The sequence below is a fragment of the Algoriphagus halophilus genome, assembly GCF_900129785.1.
In the GTDB taxonomy this organism is placed as follows: Bacteria; Bacteroidota; Bacteroidia; order Cytophagales; family Cyclobacteriaceae; genus Algoriphagus; species Algoriphagus halophilus.
Map to the genome: position 1 here is coordinate 2,257,204 of NZ_FSRC01000001.1, position 15,524 is coordinate 2,272,727.

Here is a 15,524-nt window from a genome sequence, read left to right on the forward strand (position 1 = left end):
GGTTCTTTTTCTTATTTATTTAATAATAAAGTCCGAGTCTATCGTCAAATCACCAATCCCAGCCAATTTGGGCTCTTCCAATCGGTCTTCAGTGATAATTTCAATGAGGTGATCTTCCGCTGAAGTGAGTATGGCGTAAGGAGTAATCGTCCTGAGTAACTCTATTTTGAATTCTGATTTTGCTGTATCTATAATTTTGTGATTCCCCTGAACATCAATAATCTGCAATACCGACAATCTGGTTACAAACTCCACATAGGGTCTATTCTCTATAAATCTCTGGATTTCAGATATATAAATCGAATTGATAAAACCTTTACCACTGATATCCTTGACCGGATCAGGAGCGAGAAATGCAATCAGCTCTTTTTCTAAAAGATCTCTAAAATATCCTGCTCTTAAATCATCTGTAAAGTTTACCGCACACCTTACTTTTAGTTTTTCAAACACTGGATTACATACCTCCACCTTGGAAAATGCGGATAGGAAACCTTTGAGATAGGACTTAATATCCTGAAGTAATCCAAAAGGCACCCTGAGTGATGAAACAATATCCTGAGAAGAATCAAATGAAGCAGGAACCACTACCACCTGCACATTGCTTCCACAAACGATGCTTTCAGGATAATCACTTCGGCCGTAGACCATCACTCTCCCTATTTCGGGAAATTCTTCCAAGATTAACCGTTCCATATCCCAGCCATCAATGGCCCTATTTCGATGTCTAAGCAACTCACTGGTTGAGGCCTTCAGTTGATCTTCTATCAGAAAATCCGAAAGGAACCGAAGGCCAAATGGACCTGAAACTTTATCAATGGCTTTCACACTTGGAATGGCAATTTTGGTCACTTCCCTTTTGACAACTCCCTGCTGTTTAATCAAACCATCGGATTCCTGAATCTTACAAGCATTGATAAAAATTGATTTGATCCGTGCATTCAGGTCTGAATTCCCTTCGTTGGAAATCCTTAGCCAAAATTTTCCCCGGGGTAGTTTTGTATTTTCGGTACTGATTTGGGAAGGAAATTTAATGCGGATGATTCCAGGATGGATCAATCCCTTGGTACTGTCCTCCAACAACATATTCCCTAGTTGATACCATACATTATCCTCCAAATATTCCCAGGTTATTTTTGGGGCTTTGGTAATGGTATGAAGAAAAAAGGCCGGTATGAGGTCTATTCCTATGCTGATTATTTCATTCGGCTGCACATTTGTTAAGCCCAACAGCAAATTCCCTTTCTGGTTTATTTGAGGCAATAAATAGGCGAAATCCTTTTTCTTTCCTGGATACACCTGATCATATCCAAAAGGATAAACATGAAATAATTTAACTGCCTCTTGGGTATTTGGACTATACCGAGCTAAATTTTCTTTGGCTCGATTAGAATAAGAAATATCAAAATGGTCAATTACCGGGGTATAGGGCACATTCGGAATTTCCTTATGCTTTCTAAAAAACAAACCTGTACGAACTGAAGCAGCTGTGTACAATTCCGGATAAATATCATGACCAAATGCCAAGTCTTTAGGTTCGGAAAATTTGAGGTAGAAAGAAGGTTCTAAAAGATTGGTTTGATCTCTTCCTAAGGCCGGAAAAATGGAAGGGTTCAATAAATCCAAATTCACATCCACCTGCTTTTTGGAAACCAGATACAATCCATCTACTTTCTTTTCAGTTTCAAATAAGTTGAAAACCTGTGTTTTTTGATCACTTTTTTTTCCTTTCAAATGGCCATCCACTGAAAGTATTTCTGCCTTAAAACTATCATTTTTGATTTCTCCAGGATATACTTCGTACAGGGTTTCAAAACCTCCTCGGGCAAGCGGCAATCCGGACCAGTAAATAGTAATGGAAAGTTTTTCCAAAAAACTGGATAAAATAAGAGGGCTTTTCACCTTTAGGTAGGAGTCATAAGAAGGTATAGGCCCGAACGGTTGAAATGGATTGCTTGTGTCTAAATTCCCTAATTGGTTAGAAAACTGTACTCCAGAGCTAACCTCCGAACTTTTTGTCAAAACCTCCACTTCTACAACTTCCAACAACTCCAATGGAGTCATGGGAGGCAAAGAAGCTTTGTTATTTACTTTTAATTTAATGCAAGGCCAAATAGGCCCTTTCAGGCCAAAATGGATTTTCGGATCAAAGGGAACTAATTTTTTCTTTTCCCCTTCTGGCTCTACGATCAATTCAAGGGTATTTTCTTCAAAATGAAATAGGAAATAACTGTAATCTAAATCCACCCATCCATCTTTGCCGGTAATAGAAGTGATGAATGCATCATTAATAAAAGCCTGGATAAAAGAATTGATCTCTTGTCTAATCCCTCCCTCAGATTTTTCTTTCTCACTTAATAAGGCCTCCATGATCTCCTCAAATTGAACCAATGAATCAGGAGTGAATTTTATGGAAATATGTATTTTATGTTTTCCATCGGCCAAGTTTAAGACGGGAGATGTAATTACAAAACCTAATTCACTGGGATTCATATTCCTTTCAAACCGACCCAAGTCGTCCTGATCTTCTCCCATCACCAAAGGATATCCCTCCAACCTTCCTGAAAAATCTATCGTTTCTTGCCCCTCCCCAATAAACAAGCAGGAATCATAAATGGAGTTTAATTCGCTGTGGTCATTTAATATATTATCCGAAAAAGGCTGGTAAGAATTTCTATAGATGGTCCAAACTTCTGAAATTTTTGCAGCGCTCAGGTTCACCGGAGTCAAGGTATGGAAGCTCACCGTTTCCTTGTTGGAAAAGGTGAGGTCAACAGGAACTCCCATCTCCAGTTGATCCAATTGTTTGGAACTGATTCCAACATAGGCTGTTGCTGGTTTCTTCTCCTTTTCAGTTTGTCCCAACACCTCCTGGTAATAATAATCAAGGTGCCTTTCCAACAGCTTGTTGAGTTCTTGTTGGGCCAATTGAAAAAGCTTTAGGAAACTCAAAATCAATCCTAAATGAGGTGGATGAAAATTAGGCTCTACTTGACTGAATTCGAATTTTTGGGATGCTTTTTCCTGAACAAACATCAGGTTCTTAAAAAACATTTTAAAGGACTCGTTCAGGTCTATGCTTGGATCATCGATTACTTCTTCGGCAGTCAAATCAAAGTCCTGAGGGGAATAGCGATGCTGTTGAGGAATCAATCTTTTGATTCTGGGGATTAAAAAATTGGAAGCATTGAGTATCTCCTTAAGCAAGGCCCCATGGTATTCTGATTCAATTAACAGTTCTTTCCAAATAAATAAGTTCTTGACCAATGAGAGGGAATTTGCCGTTAACTCTTCCTGAATTGTTTTTCGCTTTTTTGCTCCTGACTCTTTCCTGAGAAACTCTAGTTCTTCATGCTTTTTTTTGTAAAAATTCAAATCCATTTCTGCAATGGAGCCAATGATAAAAACCGAATCACTCATCAACATTGACTTCCAAGTGGCACTTGGAGTATTCATCAGATCAAAGAATTTCACTTTTTCAGCATACTTTAAAGTGAATTGAACCAAATCCAAAAAGGTACGCTCATCCGTCTTTACATAAGACGGATCCAGTACAGTTAATAACCTCCCTTTTTGATTAATTCCTTTCTTCATACACGGATGATTCTTTAAATATTGGTTCCTTCATTAAAATAGAAGGGGTAAACCATGTTGCTTCTGGTATTGGTAATGATGATGGTATAGTCAATAAAGATTTTTAGTATCCCCTCCATAAATTGAGACTTATCAAATTTTATCTCCTTCACTTTTATCCTTGGTTCAAAATATAGCAGTGCATCTGAAATGGTATCCTTTAACATGGTATACAAGGTGGGGTCATTGGATTCAAAGACATAAGAAATCAGATCACACCCGAACTTGGGATACATTACCCGTTCAGTGGGAATGGTGCCTAATATGATCCGAATGCTTTCTTTGATATCCTCTTCCCCGGCCACCATTTTCAACTTCCTGGAGTCTTTGTCAAAAGACGGAGGAAAAGCCCAGCCAACACCTAAAAATGACTTGTCGTTTGAGTCCATATTTTTTACCCTCCTATCATTACCGTGGGACATCCAAGAACTATTGACCCTCCATGAGCGGTGGTATCCCCCATTCTCGCCGCGGGGCTACCTTCTATCATCACGGTCGCCGAACCCATCACAATGGTATCCGGTGGACCTACACATACTAAACTATCTCCCATTTTTGCGGCAGGTAATTTGCCGATTAATACAGTGGGAGCTCCCGGCCCAACAATAGGCCCTCCTACATGGGGTATCGGTGGTAATCCTGGGGTTACCATTGGGCATGTATGCATATCTGTTAATCTAGCTGCTAAAGGCATATTCTTTTTAATTGATCATAACCATTGCTCCCTTAACTGTCGTTTGTCCTGATGCGGAAAGCTCAGCCGAGGCATTCCCAGAAGCTTTAAATCCTGTATCTGCCGACATCTCCACATTCATACCTGAGCCCTTTAAATCTGAGGTGGCAGAAAGATCGATCGTTCCGGTAGCACTCATCTTTATATCCCCTGTGGCTTCTATCGTAATATCTTTTGGACTTGAGAGAGCAATGCCACTTTCGTCCATGGTCATTGTATTCCCATTTACATCAGTCAATTTGATGTTTTTGTCTTGATCCGATAAGACTACTTCATGACCGTCAGGCGTCTTCACCGTCAGGATCTTCTGCTCATCTTCAAATGTGATGGAAATCCCGGACTTGGAATAAATGGATTTGATTTCATTGTTTTCTGAAGGAGTCTCTTTTGGTTTGTTTATACTGGAATACAAACTTCCTGTGATCACTGGGAATCGAGGGTCATTTCCAAGGAAGTTCACCAACACCTCATCTCCAATTTCAGGGAAGAAAAAAAAGCCGGCATCGGCACTTGCATAAGGAAAAGCCAGCCGAGCCCAAATTTTATTCTCACTATTGGAATTATTGAAGGCGGGTAATTGAAGCTCCACCCTAAATTCATTATCAGGATCACTATCAATTTTGGTTACCACCCCTATTTGATACCCAGCGGCAGAAGGGGTTAGTCCGATGGCTTTGTTGTCATCAATATCTGGTAAAGAGGAATGCCACCGGGAATTAGATCCCAAATAAATGGTGGTTGACCATTGGCCATCAATTAATTCTTGAAACACTTTGGAAACAAAACCTTTCCCATTGAACCGGTCAGAAAAATTGGATAATTCAACAAAATCTCCGGCTTTGATACTGGTAGTCCCTACCACTTTGACCTTTCCTTGGATCTTCGACAACACAGATTTGCTAATCCAACTATCGGAATAAGTCTTAAATTCCTCAGACCCCACCTTTCCAGAAGTGTATTTACTCATTTTTGGGATGGACAAGCTCCCCGAAATACTGTTTGCTGTCAAATTTCCCTGGCTCAAGGAATCACTCAAACTTCCTGTTTCCAAGATGACCGCCTGGGTACTTTGATCCCATCCAGTAAATTCAAATTCTGAGAAAAGATTTTCTCCATTCAGGTCTAAATCCACCTCAATGACCACTAGGTCAGCTGAAATAGTAATGTCACTGGCAGTACCAAAATCAAATTTTTTAATCGATATACTGTTTTCGGAGGTGCATACATAGCAATTGCTCACTTCGGAACGAATCACTAAAAAGTCCCAGTCTGTACAATTATGCTGGACTACAGGATAAGGATAGGTAGTGAGCGGATCACTGCTAATAGAAACTCCGGTAGTACTGGCCATCGCGGAAAATAAATCACTATCTGCTTGTTGATCCAGAATGGCATTGGACCGGGTCTTGGTCAATAAAAAAGATTTGTCCTTACATAGAACTTGAATGTAAGAGGAGTTCTTTTTGACGATGAGTCGTTGGCTGACAACCACCCCTTTAAAAGCAAGACTTCTATCATCTGCATATCCCAAATTGATTTCTATCTCTTTTCCTGGAATAAAATTATCCCCATTGCTATTCGCAAAAGGCTCATTGACCAGGCCAAAAGAACCACCATCTGCAATTTTGATGACAGCATTGGTAATTCTGTTGATCTCTTGTTCAACTGTGATGGAAATCACTTCAATGGAACCATCTATGACAGATCCATCAATTTTTATTTCAAAACTTACCGGTTCGGAATTTTCTTCCAGCTGGGCCATGAGTTTACACGATTGGTGGAAAAATTATTTGATCTCCAGGAAGGATGTCCCTAAAGTTGCTGATGCCATTGAACTTGGCCACTTGAATATAATATTTGCTGTCACCATAAATCTTATAGCACATAGCAGGTAAGTGATCCCCGGATTTCACTTCCCGAACATGGGTCAAATCCGCTGAATTCTTATTCTCCAATAAAGCCTTTTTCTTCGCTGTAATGGAATAGATAAACCCGCACTTCACTTCTGCTCTCAGGGGCGTTCCATCTGTATCCATCATGGTATAGTTGGGCTCCCATGATTGTAATCTTCCTTGAAACAAGAATTGGGTCCCCCAAAATATCTTGATGTAATTGGGCTCATGAATATCCCCGTTATAGGTATAAATCAGATCCTTTAAATTTTGGATCTGAAGGTCTACCTTTTCGGAGTTGAGGATTCCCGTCCCATCAAAAAAGAAATCCATCGTAAAAACTTTTGGACCTGCCCCACGGAATTTGGTTGATTCATAGGAAGAACCAATGGGTGACAAAACGGTAGAATACTTAATTTCTGATTTATCCTTGTACTTTTCAGGATTGACCAACACTTCATACTCCCCTATCTGACCGGAAAAATCAGGCTCTTTATAAGCCACCAATTTCATTTTGGTAAGTTTACCTGTATCCATTTCAACGCATCAAATAATTTTCAAGGGCCTCATTCATTTTTTCGAGACATTCCTCTTTAATTTCCTTTTTCATCTCTTCCATGGTTTGTTCTAACCGACTCTCAGAAATTGGGGAGGTAGGTTCAAGGGCCTCCTCATTCAACACCTCTCCTTTGATAGTCAATTGTTTAATAATCAGAGTCATATCAAGAATCTTTTGTGAATTTGGTATACTTTAATGTCAACGTCTCAATGGCGAGCTCATTCTTCGTACTGTTTAATGGAGATAACTCCCAGGAAATAGGAAACGCTTTCTCGACTGTCCAGGACGCCATACTTTCACGGTTTGGGCCCAAAAGGATGATTTGTAAATTCAAGGGTTCAAACTTGAATTTCTCCAAGGCATCTCTACACCAATTCGTAAGTTCCTCATTCGGCAAAAGGCACCTTTTCAGTACCAAATCCTGAAACACGGGAGGGTTGGGGAGATAATGAACATATTCATTATCTCCTCCCTCTTTTTTCTCCGTTACTTTGACAGAAACTTTAAGACCGGAAACCTCCTGAAAACTGCTTTCCATATCGCCATATTTTAAAAATTTGACGCTAAAGTGAAAAGCAGTGGGTGGAGCATACCCATCTTGAAAAAAACCGTAGTCCATTGTTAACTATTTGCAATCACCAAGCCTTCGTGTGATATTTCAATGGTTTCTATGGCTACTTCATTCCCGTCAGATTTCATATCTGTAGAACTGATTTTTGTCGGCCAAGCATTATTCAAAGTCCAAACCATGGTTGGATTTCCTGACTCATCCAAAAGCTTGATCACCACAGTCTGTCTTTCGATGGTATTCATCTTGATTTGATTATACCAGTCCCAGAAGTTGTTGTCTTTCACAAAGACTCCTTTCTTCATGGTCACTTTATTGTTCTTAACGATTCCCGGCATGTTGATCGTTGAAAAAATCGGGCTGTTACCATGTCTATACTCTATAGGTTGTGTCTCGATTTCCAATCCGCTTACCTCTTGGAAAGACATATTCGTATTGCTACTTCCCCAATCTACCGTAAAATAAAATTTCGGTAATGGCCATACATTATCTTGTTTTTCACCTGCCATAATTAGTACTATTTAAAGAATTAAGTTTGTTAAAATTGAATTAGGATTTTTGCATTTGCTGCTCGAAGGTCACCACGATAAATTCTGCTGGTCTGACAATCGCCAGTTTCACGGAAATCAACATTCTACCTTCCAGAATATCCAGGGCAGTCATGGTGGTACCTAATCCTATTTGAACATCAAAAGCATCTTCAGGAGAGGATCCTGCCAATGCACCTTGTTTCCATTTTTCATTCAAAAAGTTGGAAATCATACTTTTTACGGTCACCCAAGTATTCGCATCATTCGGCTCGAAAACATAGCCTCTTAATGCCAACTTGATGGATTGCTCCAACATGATAATCGTTCTTCGAACATTGATGTATCTCCAGTCTAAACTGTTTCCATCCAAGGTTCTACCTCCCCAAACCAGGGTTCCTACTCCAGGGAAAGTTCTGATCGCATTGATGGATTTTCCTGATACCGCATTGACATTCAGATCCTGTTGTTGGTCATGCGTGATGTTCACTGCAGGCTTCACCACATTATTCAAACTCACGTTTGCAGGAGCCTTCCAAACACCTCTGCTATTGTCTACCATGGTATAAATACCAGCAATGGCACCAGCAGTCGGAAGTAAATTCATAATGGCTCTCAACTCATCCAATAATGCTGAATAAGTCGGACTGGTTGCCATCAGTCCAAGGTGTAAATTCGTTTCTTTATTGGATTTATATTGCGGCAAGGCTGCTGCAGCATCTTCATCGGATATATCCGGCTTATCTGCTTTAAGCTTTGCCAAAAATTCATCATCTGTTTTAGGAAAAGTAGAAACCAAATTCTTTGCCTTTTCCTCAGGAAGGATCGCTGAAAGATCTACTGAATCGTCAAAATTCTTGAAAGAAACTTCGGGTTTTTGTACCACATTGGTATTTAACCAGGGATAGTAGGATGCAGAATAACTCAAATTCTCTGAGCCAATATTCTCTCTGAAGAAATTCACATTATCCACATCCATCTCACGTTTGTTATAGCCGTCAAATAAATCCAAAATCGCAAATCGGTTTTGCATTTTGGAACAATGGGCCATCGCTTGCTTATAGATCTCGTAGGCATCAGCTCCAAGTGCTACTGCGTCAGGAATCACAATCATGGTAGGCTCTTGTTCCTTGACCAACTTAGCCAAACCTCCTTCGATCAGTTTGCCATCTTCACCTTTTGAAGTACCCAATAATTGATCTTTGTCGATTTTCAAGCCTTCTTTTCCGCCATAAGTGCCTACGGAAACGATGTAACAGGTACCTCCACCATTGGAATAAAATAACCTGAGGCTATTATAGAGGTAAAAAAGGTTGTCATCTTTGTAAGTGATCGTTTTATCTCCATCACTCAATGAAAAAAGATTTCTATCACCTGGTTTAGGATCTTCTAATGTGAATTTAGGACTAAAACCACCACCAAAAAGCTCTAAATAATCTGCATAAGATGTAATTCTTGTGGGCTCATTCACAAGAGATTTTCCGTTTCTCGATGCCTTTTCCGTATATCCAATAAATGCCGGGATAGCAGTTGCTACCTCGACCACTGAGCCAGGAAAAGCATTTTTTTCAACAATGTAGACTCCGGGAGTCATTAGATTTTGTGCCATAAAATAGAAATAGTTAAAATTTAAAATTGATTATATAAAAATGTGAGAGTAAAGAATCCCCTCTTTGGAAGGGTCCGGATAAATCATGTCGGCATTCGCTTTTGGCAACGTTTTAGTCACAATTTTCCCTGTTTTTTTTTCTGGATTATATTGATCTAAGAGTTGAAATCTGTATTCCTCTTCACTGCTTAGTGGAATGGGTATATCTGACTGCAAGCACGAAAATTTAAGCGTTGGGGAAACCTGCACTTCCGATTTAGAAAATAAAAGTTCTTTCGAATTGAGGTCAAGAATGGTTAAATCGGCGAACTTCTCATAAAACTTCTCAGCCAGGATATACCTCCATACCGTGGATCTTCGTTGAAAATCCGCATGAAATTCCTTCGTCCCATTGGTGACGAAATCCTGATAAATCAGGCCAAGGTTCAGAGAAACGATGATATGTGGTACCCGAAAGCTTCCTTCATTCAAATAGTAGCATGAAATTGCTTTCCCATTGGATTTAAACTCATAAAATCCTTCTTCTAAATCCTCGGGAATACGATCCACATCCTCAAACTCAAAAACCACATTTTTAAAGGAATCCAATAGGGTGATCTTACCAGAGAAGCCCGCTAACTGATTTTTAAGTTTGGGAAAATCAACGATGGGAAAAATATCTTCGGATGTTACTTTCTCGCCTATTTGAAGTGTCTCTTGATTGGGCTTATCCAAAATATTAGATAAGAACAACACCTCATGACCTAATCTAAAACGATCTAAATCTGTATAATTTAGAAATTTAGAGTCTTTGATGCTGAGGTGAAAATTCAGGTTTGTTCTTTCATTTTTTAGGACTTCCAAATCTGAACAGAGCAGATGAAATCCTGCAGGGCTGTTCTTCAATAGCATGGAATAATTAGTTAAAATTTTCGCCGTCCTATTTGAATAGGATAGTTCAAACCCAGTAAATCCAGAGGAGGGGAAATAGCTATGAAAAAACGTAACGGAGGCTATATGGGAAAAAATCTCATTCATTATAGTATCATTCTCTTGAATTTTCCCCTGTAGTACTTACTGCTGGTACAAAACCGGTCATTGGCGAATCATCAATTGCTATTAAACTGATTTTATAAATGGAAGAAGGCAATATCTTGGCCCCTATGGAAGACCAAATATGGCTCATGCTATCAAAGCTCAATGAACAAAGTTCAAAGCTTATTTTTTCTATTTTTTTTGAAACCCCTGCTCCAAAACTACTGGTATCAATTATCCTGTTTTTATTAAAAAAGCTAACTATCTGGGAGAGGTAGTTTAATCCCTCTATGTATTTTTTGTTTCTAAAATTTGCACAGAAAACGACGTGTAGATGGAGGTATAATATGGGGGATTTACTTTGAAATCCAGCCCCGTCAAAAGCTCCTAATCGAGAGGAGTGGTTTTTCAGGGAAGGCTCTTCCCCTAAATTGAGCAGAAACATCACGACTTTATCATCCACTTCTAAAGGAGAACTTCCATCCAGATCAACCAAATTAGAGATAACTACCTTATTTTCAGAAAATCCATGCTGATTCTTAAAATTCTGATTGATAAGATCCCTAACATGAACCATCACCGTGTCGATCATTAACCTAAAATTTAAAACGAAAAATACCCATCCAAAAATGCTGTACCATGGGTTCTATCCTGTTATATTATAAACAAAGAAGGTATAATACAAGGATTTCTCACAAAAGAATTTCATATTTATATATTCCTCAAAATACTTAAATCTGCATATATACCATCATGTATTATTTATTGATTTTTATAATAATAATTTTGCTTTTGGTTTTATTTTTTATTTGGAGATACTATTCAAAAAAGAATGAGTTTTTAGCACAGCAATTATTAAAAAGAGACCAAGAGTTATTTGAATTCAAACATGCATTAGATCAAGAGAAATCACATGGGCGAGAATATTTATTGCAAACAGAAAATTTAAAGATCCAATTGACAGAAAAAACCGATGATATTTTAGAAAAGGAAAAAGAGATCAAATCCTTATATATTTTGATAGAAAACCTGAAACAAAAAAACAGAAAAGAGGAGGATGATATTATCGTAGAATATTTTTCTGAAAAAACTAAATCAAAGGAATCACGCGATTAAACTTTTACCTTCTTTGATTTTTTCGATTTTGATTCCATTTTTTAAATCATGTTGCAGAATCACGCTACTTTTCCTGGCCATACATTTTAGCAAACAAAAATGAAGTACGTTGATGATGGACGCAGCAGAAAGCTCGTATTTCTCGGCGACTCTATCTAAATCGATGGCAGGTTCGTATTCAAATTCATTCCCTAATGCCGTATTCCATAGATGAAGTCGCTGGGAAAAGTCTGGAAGTTCAAAATCCAACACCAATTGAAATCTCCTAAAAAAAGCCTCATCTATGTTATTTTTGAAATTGGTACAAAGAATTACCAATCCTCTGTAATCCTCTATTCTTTGCAATAAAAATGAAACTTCCTGATTGGCATATCGATCATGTGAATCGGAAGTTTGACTTCTTTTCCCAAATAAGGAGTCCGCTTCATCAAAAAATAAAATCCAGTTTTTGTTCTCCGCTAGATCAAATACTTTGGAAAGATTTTTTTCAGTTTCTCCTATATATTTGGACACTACCATGGACAAATCCACTCTATAAACATCCATTTGACAGGATTTACCGAGTAAGCTTGCTGTGAGCGTTTTACCTGTTCCCGGAGGTCCTGTAAAAAGCACTTTAAAACCTGGCTTTATTCTTCTTCCAAAATCGAAAGCACTTTTCAGTTTATACCCATGTTCCAACCAATTTTTAATTTCTATCACGCCTTCCATCACAGATTCATTGACAATTAAATCTGACCATTCCTGTTCTGTTTCCACCTTACAGGCTGGAAACTCCTGGTCAAAATTCGGGGTATAGGTGCCTCCCGTGGTTAAGTAGGTGAGGTATTCTTTGGAAATCCTCAACGTGCCGCTTAAAAAGGGTTCCCCAGGATTAGGAGAATCTATGAACAGGATGTTTTTCCGAAAAAAAAAGTGATCTTTTTCGAACATGGATTGAAGACGGAACCTTTTGTTTAAACCAGTACCTGCCAATAAAAACATGATTGTTTCACCGGTAGGTAATATGCCACGATGTTTTTCGCCTTTGACTCCACCAAATTCGGTGAAGGGCAAATCAAAATTTTGATTTTTTATCTGAAGAATATCTAATTGGGCGGGTTTGATATGAGGTATCAATGCAAGCAACAACACCAACCGTTCCTCCATGGTCATCTCATTTTCCGCAATCAATTTCGCATAATTGCTAGATTCCGGCGGGTATGAAGGAATCGCAAGTTGGTCTAATGCCGATTCCTGTTCCGACAGTTCAAAAGTGATTTTTCCCCGGAGTAACCAAAGCTTTTGAAACCACTCCAGTTCACTTTCCAAACAGGTTGCATTTGCCTCAGAAATCAAATTATCCATTCTAAAAATCAATTGTTCTATAGTTCCTAATGCTTTTTCTCATCATGCTATTGGAAAATCACCCCAGTTTCCCTCCGATTTGAGAGAGGACTGAGGAGGCAATTAACAGACTATTCTCATTATTCAGGTCTACTTTAGCCAAGGTCTCATAAAAAAACTGAGTTTCAGGATAACGGTTACTACTTTCTTTACCTGAAGCATCTTTTGCAATAGAAATGGCTACCCTCAATTTAGCATCAGTGGAATCCGCACTTTTTAACTCTTTACTCATCTTTTTAATCCCTGTAGGGGTCCAGCCCCAAGAAGTAAAATTACTCCAGGATTTCCCCAGCGCTCCTTCAAGCGTATTGACCAGTTGACCCTTCGCTGCCCCAATTTTCTCTTCCTTTTTACCTCTTCCTTCGACAACAGATGACAAGGCCTTTCCTATTGAGCTAAGTCCCTCTGAAATGGTTTGATCTCGAATCAAAGGTTTACTGATTTTAATGTAATCTATGGCCATGCTACATTTCTGGGGGAACCCTTGTTTCGCCTCCTCATTCAAATCAAAAATATAAACTGATCGAGGACCATTAATACTGTTTAATGCATATTCCAATGCCTCTATTTCATCCTTGTATCGAGCCATGTCTGCATTTTCATTGATGGCCTCTTTTAGAAAATCTAATTTCTTTCTTGCGACCAAAAATGCTTGTTTTTGACTATTCATCCGTTTACCAAAGTCATACTCATCTCTCAGTTTACCCACATTTGCTCCTAACACCTCTCCTATATCCCCCGAAGTATCCACGATCTGCTGCTTTGCTTTGGCTATTTCACTTAAAGCTTCCTTTCTAATCTTATATAGCTCATAAAGTGTGTTGATGTCATCGGTAGTCAAGTTTAGTAGAAACCCGGAACTTCCTTGGCTCTTTTCAGCTTCTTCTTTACTTGGCTTCGGTTTTGGTCTTGCTTTGGCTTTTTCTTTTTGCCTGGATCTACTTTTTGAACTGACAACTTCTTCCTCTTGGCTAGGTTCACCCTCTGAATTAAAAGCTAATTCCTTTGCCAATTCCCAACCACTGCTTAAGACAGAACCGAGTGCATTACTTCCTAGCCTGGCAGCTTCTTGCGCCATCTCCAATTTTTCTTCCGTGGACATTCTTGACCACAACTCTTTTAAAGCCGCTTTTCGAATCTCAGCAGGATAATCGGTTTCCTCTCCTTTCAACAAACTTTCTGCCTTCCCTGAAGCTTTTTCCTTCGCGATCTTGCCATATTTTTGCTCCCAATCATTACCCAATGCGCTTAAAACTTTTAGAATCTCTACTGTTTCATCCTTCAATTGGTCAATTCGTTCGTCTGTTTGGGGACGCAATCCTGCATCATTGACCAATTGGGTCACATGGGATACCGCTTTCAATTGAATGGAACTGGTATTCTCAAACTTTGCCTCTAAAGCCTGAGCCCCCATTTTATCCGCTTCCTTTTCCAGTCCTGCATCATCATTGATAGGAACCGAATCTTTTAACTGCATGGTTGGCTTGACTCTTCCCTGCTTTTGCTGCACCACATGCCAGGCTTCATGTGGCAAATGTTGTTCTTGACCGGGTGCTAAATGGATATCCGTACCCTGTGCATAAGCATGTGCCTGAAGCTGTTTGGGTTTATCTGAATTCCGATGGACCTGTACATCATCCATGGATATTCCTGACAGGCTTTCAATTCCAGATTTCAAATGATCCGGTAAACCTGTATTGTTTTTCTTTTGTTGGATCACATGGTTCCCTCCTGTATCCATTGAAGCATGGTCAGTTGGGTTAAAGGAAGGTGGCAACGAATGAGCATTAGCCATGTCTTTCACTTTCCTTTGAGTCTGAGATTCCGGCCTGTTATCTACCTGGGATTTTAAACCCGCCGGAGATTTTTGGGGGGAAATATTTGCTGTTCTTGGCTTGTCCTTTGAAAATAATGCTTGCTTACTCATACATCCAATCGAAAAATTTTAGAAAAAAAACCAACCCCAATGAAGGGAGTATATAAAAGATCACTCATCCTAAATTAGACAAATAAGTTTTAAAATCAATTGTCGCAGAAACCCCTAGTTCTAAAAACGTTATCTCCTCCCCCGAACATTGGGCTTGTCAAAAGTTGAGTTTTCATCCGATTAGCGAAGGAAAGTGAATACTCCAAAGCGTTCAAGACCAAGTCGAGCGGTTAGTTTGGACCAACCGGTCTTGAGCCGTTTTCCGTATTCACTTTTGTCCTGCTTAACGGTTGAAAAGCATAAAAATCTTCATTTTAATGCGTTCAGTTTTCTTGACTTTACTAGCTTCCATAACACGATATCGATTTTCCATTTCCTGCTCCATCGCTGTTTCCATCTATAAAAAGTAGTAGGGTTTACTTCCTTCTCAGGGTAGATTTTTTCTACTTTTTATGCCTTCCCCGTAAGGTTTGATCGAATTGAAAAACTGCGCTTCTGCAAATCCCAATCTTTTCACCATAACAAATTGATAGTTGATCATTACCCTTCGTATTTTAAATGGC

Annotated in this window: 14 protein-coding genes; 1 reads left to right on the forward strand and 13 read right to left on the reverse strand. The window is 39.0% G+C overall.

Going from position 1 to position 15,524, the window contains the following annotated elements:
- Positions 1-15: 15 nt before the first annotated feature.
- From BUR11_RS09540 to BUR11_RS09590, 11 genes are all read right to left on the reverse strand, one after another.
- On the reverse strand, positions 16-3,591 hold the full coding sequence (locus tag BUR11_RS09540; protein WP_074224589.1) for a hypothetical protein: 3,576 nt from the start codon (positions 3,589-3,591) through the stop codon (positions 16-18).
- Between the two features lie 14 nt (positions 3,592-3,605).
- Positions 3,606-4,019, reverse strand: coding sequence for a GPW/gp25 family protein (locus tag BUR11_RS09545; protein ID WP_074224590.1), 414 nt, complete (start codon positions 4,017-4,019; stop codon positions 3,606-3,608).
- A gap of 5 nt (positions 4,020-4,024) precedes the next feature.
- Complete coding sequence (locus tag BUR11_RS09550) at positions 4,025-4,324, reverse strand: PAAR domain-containing protein (RefSeq protein ID WP_074224591.1); 300 nt, start codon at positions 4,322-4,324, stop codon at positions 4,025-4,027.
- A 7-nt stretch (positions 4,325-4,331) separates the two neighbouring features.
- Positions 4,332-6,125, reverse strand: coding sequence for a phage baseplate assembly protein V (locus tag BUR11_RS09555; RefSeq protein WP_074224592.1), 1,794 nt, complete (start codon positions 6,123-6,125; stop codon positions 4,332-4,334).
- Positions 6,126-6,129: 4 nt separating this feature from the next.
- Positions 6,130-6,792, reverse strand: a complete 663-nt coding sequence (locus BUR11_RS09560; RefSeq protein ID WP_074224593.1) for a CIS tube protein — start codon at positions 6,790-6,792, stop codon at positions 6,130-6,132.
- Between the two features lies 1 nt (position 6,793).
- On the reverse strand, positions 6,794-6,976 hold the full coding sequence (locus BUR11_RS09565) for a DUF5908 family protein (protein ID WP_074224594.1): 183 nt from the start codon (positions 6,974-6,976) through the stop codon (positions 6,794-6,796).
- 1 nt (position 6,977) lies between these two features.
- Complete coding sequence (locus tag BUR11_RS09570) at positions 6,978-7,433, reverse strand: phage tail protein (protein ID WP_074224595.1); 456 nt, start codon at positions 7,431-7,433, stop codon at positions 6,978-6,980.
- 2 nt (positions 7,434-7,435) lie between these two features.
- Positions 7,436-7,891, reverse strand: a complete 456-nt coding sequence (locus BUR11_RS09575) for a phage tail protein (protein ID WP_074224596.1) — start codon at positions 7,889-7,891, stop codon at positions 7,436-7,438.
- A gap of 40 nt (positions 7,892-7,931) precedes the next feature.
- A complete protein-coding gene (locus BUR11_RS09580; protein WP_074224597.1) occupies positions 7,932-9,518 on the reverse strand; it encodes a phage tail sheath family protein in 1,587 nt (528 codons plus the stop codon).
- Between the two features lie 30 nt (positions 9,519-9,548).
- Positions 9,549-10,409, reverse strand: coding sequence for a hypothetical protein (locus tag BUR11_RS09585; RefSeq protein ID WP_143185906.1), 861 nt, complete (start codon positions 10,407-10,409; stop codon positions 9,549-9,551).
- Between the two features lie 133 nt (positions 10,410-10,542).
- The gene (locus tag BUR11_RS09590; RefSeq protein ID WP_074224599.1) at positions 10,543-11,124 is read right to left on the reverse strand and encodes a DUF4255 domain-containing protein; all 582 of its coding nucleotides are present in this window, start codon (positions 11,122-11,124) and stop codon (positions 10,543-10,545) included.
- A 161-nt stretch (positions 11,125-11,285) separates the two neighbouring features.
- Here BUR11_RS09590 and BUR11_RS09595 point away from each other — a divergent pair, with 161 nt between their 5' ends.
- Entirely contained in the window at positions 11,286-11,648 is a 363-nt protein-coding gene (locus BUR11_RS09595; RefSeq protein ID WP_074224600.1) for a hypothetical protein, read from the forward strand.
- Here BUR11_RS09595 and BUR11_RS09600 read toward each other — a convergent pair.
- Together BUR11_RS09600 and BUR11_RS20925 are read right to left on the reverse strand one after the other, a co-directional pair.
- On the reverse strand, positions 11,637-12,995 hold the full coding sequence (locus tag BUR11_RS09600) for an ATP-binding protein (RefSeq protein WP_074224601.1): 1,359 nt from the start codon (positions 12,993-12,995) through the stop codon (positions 11,637-11,639). The two genes, BUR11_RS09595 and BUR11_RS09600, sit on opposite strands and share 12 nt — an antisense overlap.
- A gap of 58 nt (positions 12,996-13,053) precedes the next feature.
- Positions 13,054-14,961, reverse strand: a complete 1,908-nt coding sequence (locus tag BUR11_RS20925; protein WP_084560912.1) for an eCIS core domain-containing protein — start codon at positions 14,959-14,961, stop codon at positions 13,054-13,056.
- Between the last annotated feature and the right edge of the window lie 563 nt (positions 14,962-15,524).